This window comes from Chryseobacterium sp. IHB B 17019 (assembly GCF_001456155.1).
Taxonomy (GTDB): Bacteria; Bacteroidota; Bacteroidia; order Flavobacteriales; family Weeksellaceae; genus Chryseobacterium.
Genome location: NZ_CP013293.1, coordinates 3383205 through 3406820, shown reverse-complemented (window position 1 = coordinate 3406820; position 23616 = coordinate 3383205). Strand labels below are relative to the sequence as shown.

The 23616-nt window shown below is 37.7% G+C and carries 20 protein-coding genes; 7 read left to right on the top strand and 13 right to left on the bottom strand.

The annotated features are described in order from the left end of the window. Positions 1-48: 48 nt before the first annotated feature. The 8 genes from dnaB to ATE47_RS15705 form a co-directional block, all read right to left on the bottom strand. On the bottom strand, positions 49-1638 hold the full coding sequence (gene dnaB / locus ATE47_RS15740) for a replicative DNA helicase (protein ID WP_062162845.1): 1590 nt from the start codon (positions 1636-1638) through the stop codon (positions 49-51). 167 nt (positions 1639-1805) lie between these two features. Beyond that, on the bottom strand, positions 1806-3869 hold the full coding sequence (locus ATE47_RS15735) for a T9SS type B sorting domain-containing protein (RefSeq protein ID WP_062162844.1): 2064 nt from the start codon (positions 3867-3869) through the stop codon (positions 1806-1808). Between the two features lie 92 nt (positions 3870-3961). Beyond that, complete coding sequence (locus ATE47_RS15730; RefSeq protein ID WP_062162843.1) at positions 3962-6055, bottom strand: T9SS type B sorting domain-containing protein; 2094 nt, start codon at positions 6053-6055, stop codon at positions 3962-3964. Positions 6056-6145: 90 nt separating this feature from the next. Beyond that, positions 6146-7381, bottom strand: coding sequence for an MFS transporter (locus ATE47_RS15725; RefSeq protein WP_062162842.1), 1236 nt, complete (start codon positions 7379-7381; stop codon positions 6146-6148). Positions 7382-7475: 94 nt separating this feature from the next. Further along, complete coding sequence (locus ATE47_RS15720) at positions 7476-7841, bottom strand: hypothetical protein (protein ID WP_062162841.1); 366 nt, start codon at positions 7839-7841, stop codon at positions 7476-7478. Between the two features lie 69 nt (positions 7842-7910). Further along, entirely contained in the window at positions 7911-9410 is a 1500-nt protein-coding gene (locus ATE47_RS15715; protein ID WP_062162840.1) for a GH3 auxin-responsive promoter family protein, read from the bottom strand. A gap of 128 nt (positions 9411-9538) precedes the next feature. Next, positions 9539-9820, bottom strand: a complete 282-nt coding sequence (locus ATE47_RS15710) for a hypothetical protein (RefSeq protein WP_062162839.1) — start codon at positions 9818-9820, stop codon at positions 9539-9541. 185 nt (positions 9821-10005) lie between these two features. Next, complete coding sequence (locus ATE47_RS15705) at positions 10006-10398, bottom strand: hypothetical protein (RefSeq protein WP_062162838.1); 393 nt, start codon at positions 10396-10398, stop codon at positions 10006-10008. Between the two features lie 251 nt (positions 10399-10649). On the opposite strand from ATE47_RS15705, the gene mfd reads away from it, so the two are divergent. The 7 genes from mfd to pth all read left to right on the top strand — a co-directional run bounded on the left by mfd (position 10650) and on the right by pth (position 19224). Then, positions 10650-14018, top strand: a complete 3369-nt coding sequence (gene mfd, locus ATE47_RS15700; protein ID WP_062162837.1) for a transcription-repair coupling factor — start codon at positions 10650-10652, stop codon at positions 14016-14018. A gap of 136 nt (positions 14019-14154) precedes the next feature. Further along, entirely contained in the window at positions 14155-14970 is an 816-nt protein-coding gene (locus tag ATE47_RS15695) for a hypothetical protein (protein WP_062162836.1), read from the top strand. Between the two features lie 16 nt (positions 14971-14986). Continuing rightward, positions 14987-15802: a hypothetical protein gene (locus ATE47_RS15690; RefSeq protein ID WP_062162835.1), complete on the top strand. Its 816-nt coding sequence runs from the start codon at positions 14987-14989 to the stop codon at positions 15800-15802. A gap of 6 nt (positions 15803-15808) precedes the next feature. Beyond that, entirely contained in the window at positions 15809-16552 is a 744-nt protein-coding gene (locus ATE47_RS15685; RefSeq protein WP_062162834.1) for a hypothetical protein, read from the top strand. A gap of 142 nt (positions 16553-16694) precedes the next feature. Then, positions 16695-17549, top strand: a complete 855-nt coding sequence (locus tag ATE47_RS15680; protein WP_062162833.1) for a hypothetical protein — start codon at positions 16695-16697, stop codon at positions 17547-17549. Between the two features lie 102 nt (positions 17550-17651). Further along, on the top strand, positions 17652-18572 hold the full coding sequence (locus ATE47_RS15675; RefSeq protein ID WP_062162832.1) for a hypothetical protein: 921 nt from the start codon (positions 17652-17654) through the stop codon (positions 18570-18572). Positions 18573-18660: 88 nt separating this feature from the next. Then, positions 18661-19224 carry an aminoacyl-tRNA hydrolase gene (pth, locus tag ATE47_RS15670; protein WP_062162831.1) on the top strand — a complete coding sequence of 188 codons (564 nt, stop codon included), beginning with the start codon at positions 18661-18663 and terminating at the stop codon, positions 19222-19224. 46 nt (positions 19225-19270) lie between these two features. On the opposite strand, the gene ATE47_RS15665 is transcribed toward pth, so the two are convergent. The 5 genes from ATE47_RS15665 to ATE47_RS15645 all read right to left on the bottom strand — a co-directional run bounded on the left by ATE47_RS15665 (position 19271) and on the right by ATE47_RS15645 (position 23546). Then, positions 19271-19693 (bottom strand): hypothetical protein, encoded by a 423-nt coding sequence (locus tag ATE47_RS15665; RefSeq protein ID WP_150114839.1) that lies wholly within the window; start codon positions 19691-19693, stop codon positions 19271-19273. A 421-nt stretch (positions 19694-20114) separates the two neighbouring features. After that, a complete protein-coding gene (locus ATE47_RS15660; protein WP_062162829.1) occupies positions 20115-20750 on the bottom strand; it encodes a carbonic anhydrase in 636 nt (211 codons plus the stop codon). 60 nt (positions 20751-20810) lie between these two features. After that, the gene (locus tag ATE47_RS15655) at positions 20811-22403 is read right to left on the bottom strand and encodes a SulP family inorganic anion transporter (RefSeq protein WP_062162828.1); all 1593 of its coding nucleotides are present in this window, start codon (positions 22401-22403) and stop codon (positions 20811-20813) included. A 140-nt stretch (positions 22404-22543) separates the two neighbouring features. Next, positions 22544-22843: a hypothetical protein gene (locus ATE47_RS15650; protein WP_062162827.1), complete on the bottom strand. Its 300-nt coding sequence runs from the start codon at positions 22841-22843 to the stop codon at positions 22544-22546. 34 nt (positions 22844-22877) lie between these two features. After that, a complete protein-coding gene (locus tag ATE47_RS15645; RefSeq protein ID WP_062162826.1) occupies positions 22878-23546 on the bottom strand; it encodes a carbonic anhydrase in 669 nt (222 codons plus the stop codon). Positions 23547-23616 lie beyond the last annotated feature (70 nt).

Below are 23616 nucleotides of genomic sequence, written 5' to 3'. Positions count from 1 at the left end.
AAAAAATTTAGATGCATCTGAGTTTTAGCCTAAATCTTAACCCTAAAATTAAAAAGGAAAATCATCTTCATCATCAAAATCATTCATGGAAGATCCTGATAGCTTAGAATTATCCGGAAGGTCAAAAGCTGCACCCGGCTGAATGGTTGTTTTAATTTTATCAAAACCACTTGGTTCATTGGATCCCATGCTTGAAGGATATCCACCACCGCCGCCATTGAATGCTGCTTCAATATTATCGAATTTTGCAAAATGTTTTAAGAATGATAAACGGACATCTGCTGTTGCACCGTTTCTGTGTTTTGCGATGATCAGTTCCGCCTGATTTTCGGTGGAAGTTTCCTGTCCTTCTTCGTCATTATCCCAAACGGTGATTTTATAATATTCCGGTCTGAAGATGAAAGATACAATATCCGCATCCTGCTCAATAGCTCCCGATTCCCTAAGGTCTGAAAGCTGAGGTCTTTTTCCCGGACGTGTTTCCACACTTCTGGAAAGCTGCGAAAGAGCAATTACCGGAACGTTCAATTCTTTTGCAATGGCTTTTAATGAACGTGAAATCATGGAAATTTCCTGTTCTCGGTTTCCGGTTCCTTTTCCGCCACTACCAGCGGTCATCAGCTGAAGGTAATCGACCATGATAAGCCTTACTCCATGCTGCATTACCAGTCTTCGGCATTTTGCACGGAAGTCGAAAATGGAAAGGGAAGGGGTTTCGTCGATATATAAAGGAGCGTTTTCCAATTCTGATACGTTGGAGAACAGTCTTTGCCATTCTTCATCGTCCAGTGTTCCTTTTCTTAATTTTTCTGATGAAATTCTTGTTTCGGAAGCAATCATCCTGGTGATCAACTGTACCGAGGCCATCTCCAGGGAGAATAATGCCATTGGAATTTTGTGCCCCACAGCAATATTTCTTGCCATTGAAAGAAGAAATGCGGTTTTACCCATCGCCGGACGTGCCGCGATAATGATAAGGTCAGAGTTTTGCCAACCTCCGGTTTCCTTATCCACATCCCGGAATCCTGACGGTACTCCGGAAAGTCCTTCTTTGTCTTTCAGGGACTTGATGGTCTCAATGGCCTGTTTTACTAATGAATTGGCGGTGTCGAATCCTTTTTTGATCGTTCCGTTGGTGATTTCAAAGAAAGATTGTTCCGCTTTATCCAGAAGTTCAAAAACGTCTGTTGATTCTTTATAAGAAGCATCAATTACGTTGGCCGAAACATTTATTAAACTTCTTAAAATATATTTTTCAAGAATAACACGAACATGATATTCAATGTGAGCAGATGAGCTTACCCCCATTGTAAGGTCGATAATATAGCTGTCACCTCCTGCTGAGCTTAATTTTCCGTCTTTCTTCAGATCCTGAATAATGGTCATTAAGTCAACCGGATTGTTGCTTTCGTATAATTTTAAAATGGTGGAAAAAATTACCTGATGTCTCGGATCATAGAAAACTTCCGGGGTAAGCAAGTCGATGGAGTGATCAAGCCCCTTTTTGTCAATCAAAAAAGTACCGATAACCAGTCTCTCGAATTCCAATGCATTGGGAGGCATTTTCCCGTCTGCAATAGAGAGCTCTTTTGCAAAGTTTCCGTTCGTCAAAGAAGATAGTGTTTCTTTCTGCGCCATAGTTCTGCAAAGATAGTTTTTTTACGAAGTAAATGAAAAATAGTAACCAACATTTTATTTGCGTGGCATGGGTTTAAGCTAGTATTCAAGCATGTTGGTGTTGTTGTGCATAAAAAAATCACCCCAGGATTGAGGTGATTTAAGTATCTGAAAATTAGCATTTCAAATTAATCGATATTTTTTACCAATACCCATCCACTGTATTTTGTTTCGGTATTTTTTTTATCGTTTTCTGTCCATGTGATCGTATACCAGTAAGTTCCTGTAACAATTTTTTTGCCACCTGAAGTACCGTCCCATGTATAGTTTCTGATTTTATCTGCCTGATACATCATGTTTCCGTATCTGTCATAAACAGTGAAAACCAGATTCTTCTTGTACGCCAAAGCTGAGTAATCAATATAATCATTTCTGTTGTCCCCGTTTGGAGTAATGGCATTGAGAAGGTTCGGAACTGTTACCTGAACATCGATAGGATTACAGTCGTAAGCATCTTTTACATAGACTTTGTTTTCACCTCTCGGAAGACCAGTGAATACATTGGAATCCTGCCAGTTGGTGCCATCCAGAGAATATTGGTAAGGTGCTTTTCCTCCTGAAACATTCACGGTGAATGAGTCGTTTGTGATGTCAATGCTTGTGATGACAGGCTGAACTGAAGCGTTCACGTGTACTTCCTGTAAAGTCCAGCATCTACCAGTTTTTAATTTTACCCAGTATTCACCGGCCCCTACATTTGTAATGGTTTGCGTGGTTGCTCCTGTGCTCCATTCGTAACCGTCGAATCCCGGGCCTGCGTCTAATGTTGTCTTATCTTCTATACAGATGATTTTATCTTTAAGAACATTGGATTTTACCGGTGGTAAAACTTTAAGGGTAATTTTAGCAATCGCATAACAGTTGTCATCATTAATTACTCTTACATATACAACTCCATTTGTGGAAATATATGGGCTGAATATTTCATTTATTCCTGCTATTGCGTCTGCCTGTGTTTTATAGAACTTTTTGGTTGTTCCGTTTTGTGAAGTAACATTGGCCAACGTAAGATCAAATGATGCTGTGTTAACATTGGTTTCGATAAAGCATGACTCAATAGTTGCGTCATAGGCTACAACTACCGGGAAGAACTCTAATTTAATGGTTGAACTTCCAACACATAGTCCGGTTGTGGTAACTTTTACAAAAATCGTTTTTTCTCCTGAAACATAAGCTCCGGGATTTTGGATTTTGTTTATTCCTGCATCCATATCACTTTGTGTGAGATAGAATTCTTTAGTGGCCGTAGGATCAAAATAAACATTGGCAGCCAGCAGGTTGAATGTTCCTGTTCCCGCTCCATTGTTGTTACAAGCCTTAATTGTTACATTCTGCGGAGTGATTGTTCCTAATTTAAACTTAAATGAACCTGTCTGTCTACAAGCATTTAACGGGTTATTCGGGTCGGTAGGATCCTGATAATGCATACTGTAATAATAAGTATCTGTTGCATTAACGGTAATTGGAGTTGTTATAGGGTTGGTCCCAAATAATGCATCATTAGCAGTCGTGTGATAGCTGATGATAAAGTTTGGGTTCCCATTTAGAATTCCTGCAGATAATGTGGTGAAATCAAACTGGCCCGGTAAAGGACATGTTGATACCAGGTTCGGGCCTCCCGCCGGATTTGTATCTCCCGGAGCTATAAAAGGATTTGGAGCCAAGGTAGGGTCTGTAAATGCTGAAGAAAGGGTGGCCGTTCCGCCCCACGTTAAAGAGAAGCCATACGGGTTACTCGGAATATAGTTATCGATAAGAAGATAATATGTTTCTCCTGCATTCACGGTCAAAGGTGGTTCCCATTGGTCTCCTGTTTCTGTGGAGCTTAATCCCGTAGGGCCGCTTAAACCCGAAAAGTTACAGCTTGCTGCATTCCCGAAATCCCAAGTTGCGCAATCAATATTTGCTCCGTAAACGGCAAAATCATAATCATAATGGTTGACATTAGGAACTGTATTCGGATTTATGGTGAACTCAATTGTCCCGGAAGTGGCTGCTGTAAATACATACCAAACGGAATAATGTTCCACATCCAGACAACTTCCAGCCGTATTTTCCGGTGTAGTACCTGAACTGTTGGGATTATAAGAAATATCGGAATTTCCGCAAACCGGAATCGCCGAAACACAATCTGATTGTGCAAAAGTCATTTGTGATAAAAACACTACGATCAGTAGTAACAACTTCTTCATTAGAAATGATTTTTGTAAATATTATTATAGAATTATTTATTAAGTGAAAAAAACCGCTTGAAAAAGCGGTTTTTTCCTTAGTATATCATAGATTACTCTCTATTTTTTACCAATACCCATCCTGAGAATTTGAATGGTGTGTTCTTCTTGTCATTTTCGGTCCAAGTTACCGAATACCAGTAGGTTCCCGTAGGTACTTTTTTACCTGAAGTGGTACCGTCCCATTTGAATCCTGATAATTTGTCAGCCTGGCCTACTTTTCCTCCGTATCTGTCATAGATGGTTAGTACTAAGCTTTGTTTGCCTGCCAGTGCAGAATAGTCAATCACATCATTTACACCGTCGCCGTTTGGAGTAATAACATTTACCAGATTAGGAACTACAATATCTACGGTAATAGGGTCGCAGTCATAAGCGTCTTTTACATAGACCATGTTGTCACCTCTCGGCACGTTTGTAAACGCGTTAGAATCCTGCCAGTTGATACCGTCCATTGAATATTGGTAAGGAGCAGTTCCGCCTACAACATTCACTGTTACTGTATTATTTACAATATCGATTAGTGAAATTACTGGCTGCTCGGAAGCATATACTTTTACAGTCTGTCTTGTAATACAAGTTCCTGTTTTAAGATCTACCCAATATGTTCCAACCGATACATTATTAATAGATTGTGTGGTAGCACCTGTACTCCATGCGTATCCTGTAAATCCAGGACCTGCATCTAATGTCGTTTTATCTTCCATACAGATGATTTTATCTTCCAAAACATTAGAATATACCGGAGGAAGTACAATAAGATTTACTTTAGCCACTCCATAACATCCGTTTGCGTTTGTTACTTTAACGAAAACTACGCCATTTGGAGAAATGTATGCTGTTGGGTTTAAAATTTCATTAGTTCCTGCGATAGCATCTGCCAGAGACGGGAAATAAGTTTTTGTTCCTGTCTGTGTCGTTACGGCAGCTGTTGTCAGATTAAATAATGCTGTAGAAGGATTCGTTTCGATGAAACAAGACCTTAAAGTAGCTTCTGTTACGACCACTACAGGATAGAAATTTAATGTAATCTGAGCAGAATCAGAACAACCTTGCAATGTGGTTACATTTACAAAAACAGTACCTGTAGAAGATGTAAAGTTGGCAGGGTTTGTAATTTCGTTCGTTCCCGCAAGAAGGTCAGCCATTGTAGGATAATACTTTTTAATAGCTGTAGGGTCTGATGGCAACACATTCGCTGATGTCAGGTCATAAATTGCCGTACCGTTATTATTATTGTTACAAGCTGTTAATGTAACATCAAGTGCTGTAATATTTCCTTGCTTGAATTTGAATGTTCCAGTCTGTTTACACTTACTGATCGGGCTATTCGGGTTTGCTACATCCACGTAGCTGAGACTGTAGTAATATACAGTGGTTGTATTTACTACCTGAGGAGCAGTAATAGGGTTGTTGCCTGTAAGAGCATCATTAGAGCTTGTATGGTAGCTTACCTGGAAATTAGGGTTTCCGTTGATAATTCCCGTTGATAACGTTGTAAAATCAAAAGTCGCAGGATCAGAACAAACGATTACTTCGCTCGGTCCACCCGGAGTTGCATTTGGAACACCTGGTGGAATGAATGGATACGGCTGAGTAGCTGATGTAAACGGAGAAGACAGAGTAGCAGTACCACCCCAGCTTAATACAAAACCATTGGTATTGGTAGAGAAGTTGTCTACTATCAAATAATATGTTTCTCCGGCTACTACGTCCAGATATCTACAAAAACCATCACCTCCTGCACCTTCAGTAAGGTCGGTAGCAGTCATATTCAGTCCTGTAAGCACTCCGCTTGCAGTAGATGCATAAGAACATCTTAATGGTGAGCCTAAGCTTCCACATTGTTTATTAGGCCCGAAAACAGCCCAGTCATAATCGGTATTTGTAGGATTGGCTGGATTTACGTTAGGCGTAATTAAAAATGTAAGTGTTCCGCTTGTAGAAGCTGTAAAGGTATACCATACGGAAAAATGTTCCAATGAAAGACAACCTCCGCCAAGAGGGTTTTCCTGAACATTTCCGAATCCGCTCGGCGTATAGGAAATATTAGAATTTCCGCAGACAGCAAGAGCGGAAGTACAGTCCGACTGTGCGTAAAATATTTGGGCAAAGAGGCCCAAAAAAATTAGTAAAGTTTTTTTCATGTAGGGGAAATTTTATATCACAAATATAAAAAATTATTAATCTTAAATTAAAGTTTTTAAGATTAATTTAATAATAACGTCTATATTGTCCTAATATTGCATTTTTCTCAATTTCGCATTGGTGCTTCCTACGATCAAAGCAATAAGTACTGTCATTGTTCCTCCAAAGACCACAGAGCGCACTACACCCAGTAATTTTGCCATCAGTCCACTTTCAAACTGTCCCATTTCGTTACTGGACATAATGAAAATCGAATTTACACTCAAAACCCGGCCTCTGATATGATCCGGAGTCTTCAATTGTACGATAGTCCCTCTGATCACTACCGAAATCCCATCCAGCATTCCGCTTAATACCAAAAACATAAACGAAAGCCAATACAAATGTGACAATCCGAAACCAATGATACAGATACCAAATCCTGTTACCACACCAAGCAAAATCTTACCTTGATTTTTCCTTAACGGAATAATGGACAAAATGGTAATAATACACATCGATCCAATATCAGATGCCGCATTCAATAGCCCGAAACCTTCTGCGCCCACCTTTAAAATATCGGTCGCATAAACAGGAATCATCGCCACAGCACCCCCGAAAAGAACGGCAAACATATCCAGACAAAGCGCTCCTAAAATCTCCTTGGTTTTAAAAATATAGGAAATCCCTTCACGCATACTGTCTATAACGTTGATATTTTCTTTTTTGTATTCGGAATATTGTTTTTTTAATTGAAAAAAGAATAATGAGGCTAAAAATATTAATGAAATAATGACAACTAATGTCCATTGTACACCAAAGTACCCGATTAGAAAACCGCCAATCGCATGTCCGCAAACGGAAGAAATAAGAAATGTAGCCTGATTAAGGGTTACCGCATTGGGAAGATTTTCTTTTTTTACGATTTTAGGAATCATGGACGGAACTATCGGGCCAATGAAAGCTCTCGCAATTCCTGTGAAGAAAATCACTCCATATATAAAATAAGTGATCTGATGTCCCGTAAAATGCAGTTCTACATTAAGAAAAGCAGGAATCAGCAATAATCCTATTAAAAAAATATAAGCATAATTGCAAATAAGAAGAAGTCTTTTCTTTTCATTTGTATCAATCACGTGGCCCGCGTACAGCGCACAGCTTACCGCCGGAATGACTTCCGAAAGCCCGATCAGACCAATTGAAAAAGGATCTTTTGTTAGCTGATACACCCACCATCCTAGTAAAGTAGCGAGCATCCTGAAAGCTAAAACAATAAAAAATCTTCCTGTAAGAAGATTCCTGAATTCGACATTTTCCAATGTTTGTAGCGGGGTAAAAGAAATCATCCGACAAAAATAGCCTCAAATATTGATTTAAGGCTAGTAATATCTCGTTTTTTTAAATGATAAATTAAATGGTAACCAAAAGATAAAATCTATTTTAGTTATCCGCTCTGGAAGAGCTCAAAACCAAAGCTGCAACACCTGCTGCCCCGATTACCACAGCGCCCGCCGTAGTTCTTGCTTTTCTGCTGTCTCTCACCGCAGCCACATTGGATTTCGGAATGATCACCTCCGTACTGTCCTTTTTTCCGGCAGTCCCAATAATATTGTCGCCATCTACATTACGGAATAGCATTCTTTGGTTTTTAGAACCGTCCTTCATTGTAACAACATAGGTTCTTCCGGCTTGTAAATTAGAATAATCATTTTTCGAAATGTCTTCTGAGTATTTTGTAGTTGCACAAGATGAAATTACAAATAACGACGTCAATAAAGATGATTTTAAAAGTACAGATGCTCTCATTATTATTTTTTAGTTTTCCAAATTTATAATTTTTTTCGAATATACGTTTCCGGAATTAAAAAAATGTGTTTAAAGTTTATAAATTTCTAATAAATCTGCGATTTTTCTGTCATTTGCAAGTCTTGGAATTTTATTCTGGCCGCCCAATTTTCCCTGGGATTTTGCATATTCATGAAAAGCATTCTTCTTTAATGAAGAAATATGAAGTTTTTGCAGAATATTTCCGGAAATCAGATCATCATAATAAGTATTTCGTTTTCTGAGCTGATCGTCCAGCTCATTTTTAAAAAGATCTAAATTTTCAGGTTCTTTTTCAAATTCAATAAACCATTCATGATAAGGAAGTCCTTCACCCGGGTTAACTTGCGGAGCCAGGTGAAACTCTGTAATTTGAGCAGGATATTTTTCTAGAGCTGCTTTGAGAGCTTCTTCCACTTCAAAAGCGATCACATGTTCCCCAAAAGCCGAAGTGAAATGCTTCGTCCTTCCGCTTACCAGGATTCTATGCGGATCTTTATCAATAAATCTCACCACATCGCCAATGGAATAAGCCCACAAGCCTGAATTTGTTGTTAAAATTAAAGCATAATCTTTGTGAAGCTCAGTTTCTTTTAAAGTTAATCTTCTGGCATTTGGTTTTCCGTATTCTTCCAACGGAATAAATTCATAGAAAATGCCATGATTGGTTAAAAGTAATAATCCCTCTTTGATATAATCATCCTGAAACGCAAAAAACCCTTCTGAAGCAGGAAATGTCTGGATGATATCAACTTTTCCACCCAAAAGTTCTTCCATTTTGTCGCGGTAAGGCTCGTAATTCACACCTCCCGTTACAATAAGTTGGAGATTCGGGAAAATCTGTTTGATTTTTTTACCACGTTTTTCAATTAATTTTTCAAAATACATGATCAGCCACGGCGGAATTCCGGAGATCAAAGTCATGTTTTCGTTTTCTGTTTCTTCAACGATTTTATCAACTTTGGCTTCCCAATCCTCCATAATATTGGTTTCCCAGCTTGGAAGCCTGTTTTTCTGCAGGTAATTAGGGATATGATGGGCTACAATTCCTGAAAGCCGGCCGGTATTTATTCCAAAAACCTCTTCTAATTCAGGGCTTCCCTGTAAAAAGATCATTTTTCCTTTTACGAAATCAGCATTATTTTTTTTAGCAATATAATGGAAAAGCGCGCTCTGAGCTCCTTTAATCTGAAAAGGCATTCCTTCTTTAGAAATCGGAATGTATTTTGAGCCGGAAGTGGTTCCTGAAGTTTTTGCAAAATATTCCGGAACATCTGTCCAGAGAATATTGGCCTGTCCTCTTTTTACTCTTTCAATATAAGGTTTAAGGTCTTCATAGTCCGCAATTTTTACTCTTTCCTGAAAATCTTTAACGGATTTAATATTTTCAAAATCATGTTCCCTCCCAAAAAGAGTTTTTTTGGCCGTCTTCACAAGAGATAATAATAATTCTTCTTGATCTTTTTCTGCATTTTTCTTGAATTGATCAGCCTTTCGGACGTGATTTTTCGCCCAAACCAATGCTGCATTTTTCTTTAGGAAGTTTAACATGCTTCAAATTTATAAATAACTAAAGAAACTGCTGCAATTTTCGTCAGATATACAATAAAAAAACCGATGAATGAGTGGTCATCGGTTCTACGAAATTTGATTATGAAAATAACAACTAATGTTGAGTTTTACTTGTTTTCTTTGTACCTTTTATCAAGAGTACCGTCTTTTTTTAATTTTTTGTTTTCCTTATATCTTTTGTCCGGCGTTCCGTCTTTCTTCATTTTTGCTGCTGTAGGCGCTGTTGCGGGTTTTGCTGTTGTGGCAACTGTTGCCGTAGTTGCAGGCTTCGATGTTTTTACCGCTTTTACGGTGGTGTGAGTTGCTGTCTTCACAGCGGGGGCAGTTTGTTGTGCGGTCGCAAGTCCTAGTCCTAATACTATTGACATTGCAGATAATAATTTTTTCATAAGAAATTATTTTGCTTGTTTTTCTTAAGTCAAAGTTATACAAAAATTGGACTGAAAACCTCAGTTTTAGAAACTTAACTAAAGTTTATTACAGCTTAAAAAAAGATTAAATGATAGCTGGCAAAAACAAAACCTGCTTTCCCTAATAAGAAAAAGCAGGCCCTAACATATGTATGAAAAGTTGGTTAACGCGTACAGTTTGCTGTCCACGTACGGCCATCCTTTAAGTATAGTATTTTCAATTCATTATTATCAATTCTAATGTACGAAGTAGCTGTCGATCCTACCATTACCAAAGTGTGATCTCCTTCCTGGTTGAATTCCACTCCGTTCAGATCGGGAATACCGTTCGAGAAAGCGAAATTATACTTTGTACCGCTTGCTATTTTTGTGACAAATACGCTTCCGTTATCGGTGCTGATATCATCATCATCGTCATTGTAGGAAACACTACCTCTATAAGTTCCTGCAAAAAAATCGTTGTTTGCCGGGTCGTCGTCATCGCTGCAAGATGAAAATGAGGTGACGGCAAAAAATACCAACAGAAACAATCCTAAGATTCTAATTGCTTTTTTCATAATATATTTCTTTAATGGTTGATAAGGAAAATGGTTCAAATGAAATGCCATGGGATAGTTTTGAAACTATTTTAACTTTAAATTAAAAATTTTAGTAAAATATTAAGATTTATAAGGTTTTTAATGGTTTATTTTAAACTTTGAATAATCTGTAATCTCTCTTTCAAAGAAAAAAATATCCGTACATTTGTGGAAATCAAACGGTTTCGGGATGCCCCGAAATCGCTTTTGTCGTTTATATCATATTATTTATGCAGTTAAAAAACATCAATGAAAAATTTCTGCCTGATTTGCTTCAGAAAGAATTCGGCAAGGAAATTTTTATTCAATTGGAAAACAATCAACATATTGCTGTAAAAGGAAGTGCAGGATCTTCAGTTTCTATTTTTATAGCTGAACTTTTCCTTACCCAAAAAAAGCATATCCTTTATTTGGTGGATGATAAAGAAGATGCTTTATATGCCAATACGGAAATAGAAGATTTGCTGGGAAAAGACAAGGTTTTGTACTTTCCGGCGACTCATCTTGAGCCGTATCAGGTCGAGAAAACGCAAAATGCCAATCTGGTTCTTAGAACAGAAGCGATCAACAAGATTACTTCAGGCAAATCTCCAAAAGTAATCGTTGCTTATGCAGGAGCTTTGTCAGAAAAAGTTTTAAAGAAAGAAGATTTTAAGGCAATTTCTCACCATATCAAAGTGGGCGACCAGCTTGACTTTGATTTTGTAGACGAATTACTGAATCATTATAATTTCCAGCAAACAGATTTTGTTTCCGAGCCGGGAGAGTTTTCCGTAAGAGGTGGGATTGTTGATGTTTTCTCCTTTTCTAATGAAAAACCATACCGTATCACATTTTTTGGAAATGAAGTTGAGAGCATTAAAACTTTTGATATCGAAACCCAGCTTTCTATTGATAAAGTAAAGGATTTTCAGTTGGTTTCCAATATGAATTTTGCGGTGACGGGAACCCGGGTTTCATTGCTTCAGCTGTTGCCGAAGGAAAGTTTTGTGATTTCTAAAAACGGGATTGTCGGAATGCAGAAGTTGAAATCATTTTACGAAAAATCACTGGAAAAGTTTGAAACGTTAAGCAAAGATATTGCACACAGAACACCACAGGAATTATTTATTTCCGATCAGGAATTTTTATTTGATTATAAAAAATTTAAAACAGTTGATTTCGGAAGTGTCCCGATTGAAGGATTAATAGACTTGTCCGAGATAAAAATCGAACAAACCGCGCAGCCTTCATTTCACAAAAACTTTGAATTATTAATTGAAGATCTCGAAGGCAAACAAAACGAAGGTTTCGATACCTGGATTTCTTTCTCAACAGAAAAACAGAAGGAAAGACTGGAATCCATCTTTGAAGAGCTTGAACATCAGCTTCCTTTTAAAAGTTTCAGATCAGAGCTTCATGAAGGGTTTGTAGATTTTGATCATAAATTGTTAGTTTATACGGATCACCAGATTTTCGACCGTTATCAAAGATATAAAGCAAAAAATATGTTTGCAAAATCTGAGCAGCTTACCCTGAAAGATCTGATGTCCCTGAAAGTGGGAGATTATATTGCTCACATTGACCACGGAATCGGGAAATTCATGGGATTGGTAAAGGTGAATAATGATGGCAAAATTCAGGAATGTTTTAAGCTGACGTATAAAAACGGTGACCTTTTATATGTAAGTATTCATTCCCTTCACAAAATCTCTAAATATAATGGCCCGGAAGGCAGGGAAATTGTTCTGAGCAAGCTGGGATCACCTTCCTGGAAATCTTTAAAACAAAAAACAAAGGCGAAAGTAAAACAAATTGCTTTTGACTTAATACAATTATACGCTCAAAGAAAGACAGCGAAAGGGTTTGCTTATACTCCGGATTCTTATTTACAAAATGAATTGGAAGCAAGTTTCCTTTATGAAGATACACCGGATCAGGAAAAAGCAACCATCGATGTAAAAAAAGACATGGAAGCAGATACGGTAATGGATCGTCTGGTTTGCGGTGACGTAGGATTCGGTAAAACGGAAGTTGCGATTCGGGCGGCTTTCAAGGCGGCAACTGATGGAAAGCAGGTTGCGGTATTGGTTCCTACAACGATTCTGGCGTTCCAGCATTACAGAAGCTTTAAAGAAAGATTAAAAGATTTTCCGGTAAATGTTTCTTATGTCAACCGCTTCAGAACGGCAAAGCAAAAATCTGAAACGCTGGAAGCCCTTAAAAACGGAAAAGTAGACATTATAATAGGAACGCATCAATTGGCAAGCGCTTCCGTTAAGTTTAAAGACCTGGGGTTATTAATTATTGATGAAGAGCATAAATTCGGGGTTTCTGTAAAGGATAAATTAAAAACCCTAAAAAGCAATGTCGATACTTTGACCTTAACGGCTACACCAATTCCAAGAACTTTGCAGTTTTCCCTTATGGCTGCGAGAGATTTATCGGTAATAAAAACGCCGCCGCCAAACAGACAGCCTGTTGATACGCAATTAATTGGTTTTAATGAAGAAATAATCCGTGATGCGGTTTCTTATGAAATTCAGCGTGACGGTCAGGTTTACTTTATTAATAACAGGATTGAAAACCTTAAAGATATTGCAGGATTAATCCAGAGGTTGGTTCCGGATGCCAGAGTGATCATAGGTCATGGGCAGATGGAAGGAAAGCAGCTTGAGAAAAACGTCCTTGATTTTATGGAAGGAAAATATGATGTTTTGGTTTCTACAACAATCGTTGAAAGTGGAGTAGATGTCCCGAATGCCAATACAGTTTTCATTAACGATGCGCACAAATTCGGGATGGCGGATCTTCACCAGATGAGAGGAAGAGTGGGGCGAAGCAACAGAAAGGCTTTCTGTTATCTGATTACGCCGCCTTATGATATGATGACTTCCGATGCAAGAAAACGTCTGGAAGCGATTGAGCAGTTTTCAGATTTGGGAAGTGGTTTCCAGATTGCGATGAAAGACCTGGAAATCCGTGGTGCGGGAGATTTGCTGGGTGCGGAACAGAGCGGATTTATTAATGAGATGGGGTTTGAAACTTATCAAAAACTGATGCAGGAAGCTTTAGAAGAATTGAAAGATGACCAGGAATTTGAAAATCTTTTTGAAAATGAAGAGGAAAGGAATAAATTATTTAAAACTACTAAAGATGTCAATATAGATACGGATCTGGAGCTGATGCTTCCGGATTGGTACATCTCAAATACGGAAGAAAGATTATTGCTTTATCAAAAACTTGCTGAGATTGAAAACGAAGAAAATTTGTTAAAATTTGAATCTGAGTTAATAGACCGGTTCGGAAGTTTACCAGATGAAGCAAAAAATTTATTAAAAAGTGTAAGCTTAAAATGGCTGGCTTCTGATATCGGCTTCGAAAAAATTGTAATGAAAAACGGGGTGTTTTTAGGATACTTTCCGGGCAATCCACAAGACAAGTTTTACCAGACAAACAAGTTTAAACACATTATCAACTACTTGACACGGAATCCATCTGAAGCCCAACTGAAGGAGAAAGTAAGCAAGGATGGAAATCACCTTATGATGAGAAAAGACAAGGTAATAAATGTCGATGAGGTGAATTATCTGCTAAAATCGATCTTAAAAGAAGATTAATCCTAACGCTTGTTAGTAGAAATAATTCTACTTTTCACGATGCGGGAAAAGGCTGTAATCGATTAATATCTATTGATTTATATCATAAAACTCTACTTTTTGTATAAATTTTTATTTACCTTTGCAGTCCCTTATTATGAAAAAAACTGTGTATTGCTGCGTGGCTGGATTGTTGATATCAATCCAGATCCATGCGCAGGTGGGAGTTGGTACAAGTACCCCCAACTCTACTCTCGATATAAACGGGAAAACCACCTTAAGAAAAGAACTTAGAGTAGGCGGTACTTCGACTACAACCGGAAAGCCCGGTTTGAACGGCCAAGTTTTGGTTTCACAAGGAGAAGGCTTGCCTCCTGTTTGGAAATCATTGAATGTTACCTTCATTGAAGAAGGACAATACAAATTGATAAATTCTTATTTATCATCAGACCAAGTGGGTGTTACTACTCTTTCTAATGGTATTCTTGGCGATAGTGTTGAGAAAAACAGTGTCGGAGATGATATCAACGATACCACCAAAGGAAAGTGGAAGAAAATAGCTGGTCTTGAAAACAATTTCACTGTAAAAAATGGCGAAAACAGACTTACTTACCAATTCCAGACAGGAGTTGAAATGAAGTCTTCTTCCGCAACCACATCACAGAACATCAGCTTCACTTGTGGTGTCTTCAGGAACAGTAAACTGGTAGCAGTACGTCCTGATAAAATCTCATCTACCAATAATTCTGAAAGAGCAGGTATCCAGGATTATATTTTCACCTTGAATTATACGGAAAAGAATGTTCCGGTAGGGCCTCAGAAAATTGAGGTCGCGTGTAGGAAGATTAATGCATCCAACTCAAACGCCCAGTTTGCTATTGGAAGAAACGTGTCGAATACGAACACCGTTTCCAACGCATTTACTCTCGAGTCTATGATGAAAATTGATATTATAGAACGCGTAACCTACTAAAAACAAAAAATAATTCATGAAAAATATAATTTCTATCCTATTTATCACAATAGGGGTATCACTTTCTGCGCAAGTCGGAATAAAAACAGAATCTCCAAAAGCAACGCTAGACGTGAACGGAGACACGAATCTAAGAGGAAAACTTGCCGTTTTAGACGTAACAAACAACACTCTTTCTGAAGGAACTGACACGCAGATTTTAGTTTCCCAAGGTGAAGATTATCCACCAACATGGAAAACCTTGAGAATTCCTGAATACGAACCGAATAAGTTTTATTTAATTTTTAATAATTCATTTTCGGATAACACGGGAATTTCATTCACCAGTTCGGAAGAACCCAGCATTACATCCAGAGCTGCAACTTTTACCAAGAACAGTGCTTATTCTACTTTTTCAAAGTTTAAAAAAATTGCAGGACTTTCTCAGACCGTTAATATCTTCAGTACGGTAAGTAAAGCTTATTTTCAGTTTGAAACAGTGGTTCATGCCAATTTTGCACCAGCAGGAACTACAGATACTTCTATTGACTATGCCTGCGGAATTTTCATTGATGATAAGCTGATTAATATGAGACAAGGAAATCTGAGAGCGAGTAGTGCAAGTAACACTTTTGTGATCCACAACCAGATCGGGCTTGTAGAAAACCTTTCTAAAGGCGCTCATACGGTAAGCGTAGCATGCTCAAGACTTGATTCTTATAATGTTGCCACAGGATCTGTTTTAGGAATCGGTAGAGCCGTGGCTTCGAACATTGACTCATTCATTGCACAATCTTCCCTGAAAGTGGATGTATATGAAGTTCCTCAAGTCTTTAACACAATTACAAACTAAATACAAATGAAAAAAATAATATTAATCACGAATCTGTTTCTGGTTGCTTTTTTTAACTGTCAAGTTGGAATTAATACTTCAACACCGGTGAACATGCTCGACATTAATGGAGATCTTAATGTAAGAAAAGAATTAAGAACCGGAGGAACAAGTACCGTAAAAGGTTCTGCAGGTGCTGCCGGGACAATTTTCCATAACAGTTCTACTTTAAATGTAAATGACTGGAAAAATATAAAAGTGGCAGACGGGTTGTCGAGTATGTCTCTATTCCACATTAATACGCTGGAAGATAAAATAGGAGTAGCATTCTCCGGGAACAACGGATCAACTTCTCCGTACGATGAAGGACTTACAATAACAACTGCATGGTCCGTCCTTACAGGAACACAGACGACTTTCTCTATTACCAATGCTACCAATAAAGTAACATTCAATTTCCAGACAACAGCCCAGAAAACAGGAAACGGAAATGAATCCACAAGTTTTGCATGCGGGATTTTTGTTGATAATAAATTGAGAGCGGTAAGAACTGACGTAATCGTAGGAGGTGACGGTACGAACAAGATTTTTAATCTTAATGCAACACTGGCCAATCTTACTCCAAAAAATAATTACTCCGTAAAAGCGGCTTGTACAAAAAGAAATATTAATAATAATACTTTAGGAATCGGAAGGGCAGTAAATACAGAGTACCTGAATGCTGATATGTCACAATCTGTATTGACATTGTCAGTTTTACAGCCTTACTAATTTTTTCATTAATAAATGGTAATTTTAAAATCTAAAAGCGAAAGTTTTTAGATTTTTTATATAATTATGATATTTATTTAAAATTTTTAATTCCTTCGTAAGGGAAAATCAATTATATTTGAAGGCATTAAATTTAATTTATATGACAAAAAAATACTTTTTTTCAACCTTTGCTGCTTTAGCGCTCGGATTCGTGGTTTCATGTGACAATACAACGGATGATCCGCCAAATCACAATACTGATAATTCCGGAGGATCAACCATCACGGGGCCTAGAATTTTAAGTAAAGTAACTACTGGCACCAAAGACACTGAAGAATACATTACAACGATAGGAGGGGCGCTTGCTGAAGCTTACATCAGAGATGCAAGTTCTACCAATACAATTGCTGCAACGCTAACATATACAGGAGATAAGATCACAAAAATAAAATATCAGGATAATGTAAATCCGCATGTTGTGGATAATCTTTATACCATTACCTATACCAATGGAAAAATGTCTGCAATATCTATGGATCAGACGGCTATGTCTACCACGAATCATAGTGATTTCAGTGTTTTTTATGATGCAAACGGACAGCTGTACAGAATTGTAGAGAAGAAAAAAATGGGTGGAAGCGCTACATATACCCATTATGTGGAATACAAATTCACATTTTCAGCAAGCAATGTAGTAAGTCTGGATAAGACAAGCATGTTGATGAGCGGAGGAAATCCGGATACATCCACAGCTTCTGTCATGACGTATGCGTATGACAATTTCGACGGCAAGATCAACCCTTATACCACATTGCCAAAAGAATATTTTATGGTGACGGGTACTTTATTCCCCATCAATTTTTATATGCTTTCTACAAATAATGTTGGGAAGATCACCATTCACAGTCCGGGATCACCTGCGGTACCTATTCCGAAAGGCTACCTTTACGACTCGCAGAATTATCCTGTTTCTGATCAGAGCCAGGCAATTAAATATGTATATAAACCGTTATAAGTTGGAATAATCTTTTGACAGTTTTCATGTAATATTAATAAATATATGCTTTTTATTTAAAAAAAAATTATATTTGTGGAAAAATAAATAATCCCCTTTGGAATGAAACGACTTTTTTATTTTATTTTATTGTTAGTTGGTGTTTCTACGATCCATTCTTGTAAAGATTTATTAGATGAAGATGGAAATCCATTAAATGATGTTAATACTAACACGGGGCTAAACGGCCCAAGAGCCTTATATAGAGAGATTACAGATTCAGATACACTGGCTACGTATTATTATAACGGGCTACAGTTATCGAAAGTAGTCACAGATGGCGCATCTGTTACGGATATAGCATGGAGTGGAGACAAGGTAAGTAAAATCGATTTCAAAGGCTTTTTAGATCTTGATGGAGACGGAGATTTGGATGAAGACAGTATTGTATACACTCAACTGTTCACTTATGGAAATGCCGGAAAACTGGAAAAGATTTCAGAAAACCGTTCTTTCTATAAAAGAGCCCCAGGAACTCCTCCCGGCCCATTTACGCTTTATAAAAAGGCAAAAACATTGTATGACCTGAAATATACTGCGACTACGGCAAAGCTTGATTCCATTATTATGAGAAACGGCCCGGATACTTCAGGAACGCCATTTGCTTACACGGATTATTCCAAAACTAAATATGAATATGTAGGAGACAATGTTTCCCGTGTGATCAGACATTACGGTCCTATGGCCGGAAGTGTATTCAGCCCGCCTGTTACGAAGTATGCTTATGGATATTCAAATTATGATGCAAGGATCAACCCGTTTACGTTAATACCATTTGCTTATAAAGTTTCAAGGGTTTTAAATACTGAGATTAATGATGTGGAAAGCTGGATACTATCACCAAACAGTCCTAAGAGGCTTTCAATTACAGACCTTACATTACCGATTCCGACCCCGGTGATATTCTCCACAGATTATAACTACGATCCGCAAACGTATATGACAAAAGGATTTGATATAAATTATATCTACAAACCATTGTAAAAATAATTTTAAATAATATTTTTAAGCTCAATCTTTCCGAAGGTTGAGTTTTTATTTTTAATGCCTTAATTTTGCAAAAAATTTCTCGATGAAATATTTAATAGTGGGTCTCGGAAACAAAGGCCCCGAATATGAAAATACACGTCACAATATAGGTTTCAAGGTAGCTGAAAAAATTGCGGAAACCCTGGAAGTTCCATTTAATACAACAAATTTCGGGTGGATGGCTGATGGGAAATACAAAGGAAGAAGAGTGCTGGTTTTAAAGCCGGATACGTACATGAATCTTTCCGGAAATGCGGTGAGATATTGGATGCAGAAAGAAAATATCCCTTTGGAAAATGTTTTGATCGTTACGGATGATCTTGCTTTACCTTTCGGAACATTGAGAATGAAGGGAAAAGGCTCTGACGCAGGACACAACGGATTAAAAAACATCAATGAAGTGCTTCAGACCCAAAATTATGCACGGCTGCGTTTCGGAATTTCATCGGATTTCTCAGAAGGAAGACAGGTAGATTACGTCCTCGGAACCTGGAATGAAGAAGAAGCAGAGAAACTTCCGGAAAGGATTGAAAAATTTACAAAAGCAAGCCTGTCATTTGTTTTTGCGGGGATTAGCAATACAATGTCTGCTTTTAACGGAAAATAAATGAATTAAGCTTAAACAAAATAAAAACCTCTTCACGGAGGTTTTGTTATTTATAAACCACAATATCCTTCACCACCTTTTTCTCGAAAAAATTCCTTTCGCTTACTGTAAAGCGGTAATTATGTTCCTGCTCAAAAAACTCAATCGGGGTATTCGGAATAGTATCCGGTTTCCATTTGATAATTAAAGTAACCTCGTGGCCGGAACTGATATCCTTATTCGAAAACGTGAACATTGTACTTTCTAGCGGTTTGCTTGGGTCTTCGTTAATGTCGGATTTTGCATTTTTCGGCTGCAGTTGAGTCATATCTTTTAAAAGCAGTGAAAAAGGCTTTCCGATATACTTTTCTTTATTGGTTTCAAATTTTTTTACGTATACTAACGTGTCGCTTACTGCTTTCTGCGCTTTCAAAAACGGATTAAAACAAAATAAAAACAAAAACGGAACTAGAATAAGCTGTATTTTCATAAGAAATAAAAGAATTAATTTTCTGAATATCAAAAGTAAGTTTTTTTGGAGCTTTTTCCCGCTTTCCGCTGCAATCTTTTTTTTCAAAAAAGGATTTTCGCTGCAATCGGGGCTAGGATCGTAGGAGTGGTGGCTTCGGGAGCCTCAGCCACCAGACAACTTTTCAGCCTTTCAATACAACTGCAATTATTTATGTATAATTTGTCATCCTGAAAGGATCTCTACGGGCGAAGATGAAAATTGAAATTTTTATTCAAAAAAAATAAGATTACGTCGTCACTTCGTTCTTCGCACTGACCTTGAATTAATAAAAAACAAAGACCACCGAAATTCGGTGGCCTTCCTCTTGTACTTTTAAAAATTAATTTCCAATCTATCTAACGATAAACATATTTCGGTATTCGTGATAGCAGAATGTACCCTACAACCAGGTTACAACTCCTGTTTCAACGTCATAATTAGCGCCTACAATCTTAATTTTACCCTCTTCTTCAAGCTTTTTAAGTGTTGAACTCTGCTTACGGATATCTTCGATTGCATTTTTTACGTTCTGCTGATTCAGTCTTTCCAGCAGTGAAGTATTTTTGGATGAACGCTCTTCTCCTTCCTCAATCACTTCTGTGATAATAGTATCGAAATGATTGATCAGATGATTAAGGTTGTCCATTCCCAGTCCTTCGATTTGCGCCGCGTCCAGACCGCCTTTCAGAGCACCACATTTAGTGTGTCCTAAAACTACAATCAGCTTGGAACCCGCCACATTACAACCGAATTCCATAGAACCCAAAATATCTTGATTTACAAAATTACCCGCAATTCTGATACTGAAAACATCTCCCAGTCCCTGATCAAAGATAAGTTCTGCAGAAGTACGGCTGTCGATACAGCTTAGGACCACTGCAAAAGGCCATTGTCCTTCACGGGTAGCATTTACCTGCTCCAGAAGGTCTCTGTTGGCTTTAAGGTTGTTCACGAATCTTTGGTTTCCTTCCTTCAAAAATTCTAATGCTTTTTCAGGAGTAATTGTTGACTGAGTTTCGTATGTATGTGCCTTCATATATTCTATTTATTTTTTTGAAATTATATTATTTTAAAGTTAAAAATCACTGTAAAGAGCTTACATAGCCCTTCTGTGCGTAATCAGGATGTGAGAATCTTCATCTCTCTCGTAATCCCTGTAAGATGTTTTAAAGCCTAAAAGCTCTACATTAATATCCTCTTCTTTTGCACGGATATTGGCAAAATCCTGGATCATTTCCAATACGTCCGTTGCAATGTATGAAGTTCCTCTAGCATCGATGGTCACGGTAGAGTTGGGCTTAATATTTTTTAAAGTTTTTTTGATGGCTGCTTTGTTCAAAAATGAAACCTCCTCAGCAAGCTTCATGTTGATTTCATCTGCATCATCCAGCTTTTCTCTACTCAGATAATAAGCTCTTTTCATATTTCCCTGAAGAATATAGAAAACTGAGATCGCAAGCCCAATTCCCACTCCTTTCAATAAATCTGTTGCCACTACAGCAACTACTGTTGCTACAAACGGGATAAACTGGAATTTTCCTAATTGCCAGAAATGCTTGAAAGTGGCAGGTTTTGCTAATTTATATCCAACTAAAATTAATACCGCAGCAAGTGTCGCCAACGGAATTAAATTCAGAATAACAGGAATTGACAATACACAAATCAACAATAAAATTCCATGAATGATTGTTGACATCTTTGAAGTAGCTCCTGCATTGGCATTGGCAGAACTTCTCACAACCACCGAAGTCATCGGAAGACCACCAATAAATGAACTGATAAGATTCCCAATTCCCTGCGCTTTTAATTCTAAATTGGTATCTGTAATTCTTCTCTGGCGATCCAGCCTGTCGGATGCCTCGATACAAAGTAACGTTTCAATAGAAGCTACAATAGCAATCGTTCCTCCTACAATCCATACTTTTGGATTGGTAAATCCATTAAAATCTGGGGTGGTAATCAGGTTTTTAAAATCATCAAAAGATTGCGGAACGGGTAAAGAAACCAAATGTTGAGGTTCTATCGCCAGTGAGCTGCCCATCATTTTGAAAATTTCGTTTAATAAAATCCCTGCAACTACCGCTACTAAAGCTCCTGGAAGCATTTTAAATCTTTTTAAAGCCGGGAATTTATCCCACGCAATAAGAATAGAAACGGAAACTAAAGTAACAATAATGGCTCCCGGATGAATCGCCCCGAATAATTCCGTGAAATACCCGAAGTTTAAACCATTATCGAAAATAGATTCATGGCCTTCATAGTCCTTATCAAATCCCAAAGCATGCGGAATTTGTTTTAAAATGATAATAATACCGATGGCGGCAAGCATTCCTTCGATTACATTATTTGGGAAATAATTGGAAATACTTCCTGCCCTGACGAATCCCAAGATTAACTGGATAAGTCCTGCGATCATTCCTGCACAAAGGAAAAGCTCAAATGCGCCAAGATCTGTAATAGCCGTTAAAACAATGGCTGTAAGACCCGCAGCCGGCCCTGAAACCGAAATATTTGAGTTACTGAGGGTTCCTACTACCAAACCTCCTACAATACCTGCAATAACACCTGATAACGGCGGTGCGCCCGAAGCCAAAGCAATTCCTAAACATAGCGGAAGTGCCACTAAAAATACAACGAGTCCTGAAGGGAAATTTTCCTTAATTCCTCCTATTAATGATGTTTTTTTCATGATATGAAACTGTGAAATTATAACCGATGTATCTGTCCTTTAATAAATCAATTATAAAAGATTGGAAATTTTAATTGTAAAGCACATCTATCCGATATCAAAAAATGATATGAATATTATTTTAAATCTAACTTTAAGAATTAAGCTTCGGGAGGCGGAGAAAATATAGTAAGTAAGGGTGAAAGATGAAAGGAATCATCTATTAGAATAAAAGATTTGCCCTGAAGATCAGGTTCGAAAAACTTCAGATAATCGAATACATCTAAAGTCTTCGGAAGTGTCTTTTCGTAAACAACAAAAGTTGATGGATGAGAATGAGGTTCTTCTTCGCTGATCACTACATTGGTTCTGGTAAGATCCCAGCCGAAAACAGCAGCAATACCAGGTAATGCTGTAAAATTCAGGAAAAGCAGTAAAGTAACAATACTCCAGAATTTCATCTTATTCTATTCTCTTCTTTATATGGAAAAACGATTAGTTTTTCTTTTTGCTCATAACCCAGTCAGAACTTGTAAGGTTGTAGATCTTTTGGATGTCTTTCAGAATTTTTTCAAAATCAATCTCCAGATCAATGATCTTACCGGTTCTAAGGTCAAATACCCAGCCGTGGACCACAGGAAATTCGTCTAAAATATATCTTTCCTGCACACATGCCATTTTTATCACGTTGATACACTGTTCCTGAACATTGAGCTCAACAAGCCTGTCATAACGTTTTCCTTCATCTTCGATAGCGTCTAATTCAGCCTGATGCAATCTGTATACATCACGGATGTTTCTCAGCCAGGGATTCAATAGCCCCAGATCCTGAGGAGTCATCGCCGCTTTTACGCCGCCACAATTGTAATGTCCGCAAACAATAATGTGCTTTACTTTGAGATGCTCTACCGCGTACTGAATCACGGCTGTGGAGCTCATGTCCAAAGTGTTTACCACATTGGCAATATTCCTGTGAACAAAAACTTCACCCGGATTTGTCCCCATCAATTCTTCTGCTGTGACTCTGCTATCCGAACATCCGATATATAAATAATCGGGATTCTGGGTTTTTGAAAGCTCTTCAAAGAATTTCGGGTTGTTTGCTATTCTGGATTCTACCCATTTTCTGTTGTTTTCGAAAATAATTTCGTACGACTGTGACATAATTTTAAAATCTAATTATTTATTTCGTTTAAATTATTTTCAAATTCAATAGACCGAATCAATAACTATG

Coding starts and splice junctions, on each gene's coding strand:
- ATE47_RS15730 (WP_062162843.1), bottom strand. CDS start 6,055: ATGAAAAAAACTTTACTAATTTTTTTGGGCCTCTTTGCCCAAATATTT.
- ATE47_RS15715 (WP_062162840.1), bottom strand. CDS start 9,410: ATGTTAAACTTCCTAAAGAAAAATGCAGCATTGGTTTGGGCGAAAAAT.
- ATE47_RS15690 (WP_062162835.1), top strand. CDS start 14,987: ATGAAAAATATAATTTCTATCCTATTTATCACAATAGGGGTATCACTT.
- ATE47_RS15675 (WP_062162832.1), top strand. CDS start 17,652: ATGAAACGACTTTTTTATTTTATTTTATTGTTAGTTGGTGTTTCTACG.
- ATE47_RS15705 (WP_062162838.1), bottom strand. CDS start 10,398: ATGAAAAAAGCAATTAGAATCTTAGGATTGTTTCTGTTGGTATTTTTT.
- ATE47_RS15665 (WP_150114839.1), bottom strand. CDS start 19,693: ATGAAAATACAGCTTATTCTAGTTCCGTTTTTGTTTTTATTTTGTTTT.
- ATE47_RS15725 (WP_062162842.1), bottom strand. CDS start 7,381: ATGATTTCTTTTACCCCGCTACAAACATTGGAAAATGTCGAATTCAGG.
- pth (WP_062162831.1), top strand. CDS start 18,661: ATGAAATATTTAATAGTGGGTCTCGGAAACAAAGGCCCCGAATATGAA.
- ATE47_RS15695 (WP_062162836.1), top strand. CDS start 14,155: ATGAAAAAAACTGTGTATTGCTGCGTGGCTGGATTGTTGATATCAATC.
- mfd (WP_062162837.1), top strand. CDS start 10,650: ATGCAGTTAAAAAACATCAATGAAAAATTTCTGCCTGATTTGCTTCAG.
- ATE47_RS15650 (WP_062162827.1), bottom strand. CDS start 22,843: ATGAAATTCTGGAGTATTGTTACTTTACTGCTTTTCCTGAATTTTACA.
- ATE47_RS15685 (WP_062162834.1), top strand. CDS start 15,809: ATGAAAAAAATAATATTAATCACGAATCTGTTTCTGGTTGCTTTTTTT.
- ATE47_RS15660 (WP_062162829.1), bottom strand. CDS start 20,750: ATGAAGGCACATACATACGAAACTCAGTCAACAATTACTCCTGAAAAA.
- ATE47_RS15710 (WP_062162839.1), bottom strand. CDS start 9,820: ATGAAAAAATTATTATCTGCAATGTCAATAGTATTAGGACTAGGACTT.
- ATE47_RS15735 (WP_062162844.1), bottom strand. CDS start 3,869: ATGAAGAAGTTGTTACTACTGATCGTAGTGTTTTTATCACAAATGACT.
- ATE47_RS15680 (WP_062162833.1), top strand. CDS start 16,695: ATGACAAAAAAATACTTTTTTTCAACCTTTGCTGCTTTAGCGCTCGGA.
- ATE47_RS15655 (WP_062162828.1), bottom strand. CDS start 22,403: ATGAAAAAAACATCATTAATAGGAGGAATTAAGGAAAATTTCCCTTCA.
- dnaB (WP_062162845.1), bottom strand. CDS start 1,638: ATGGCGCAGAAAGAAACACTATCTTCTTTGACGAACGGAAACTTTGCA.
- ATE47_RS15720 (WP_062162841.1), bottom strand. CDS start 7,841: ATGAGAGCATCTGTACTTTTAAAATCATCTTTATTGACGTCGTTATTT.
- ATE47_RS15645 (WP_062162826.1), bottom strand. CDS start 23,546: ATGTCACAGTCGTACGAAATTATTTTCGAAAACAACAGAAAATGGGTA.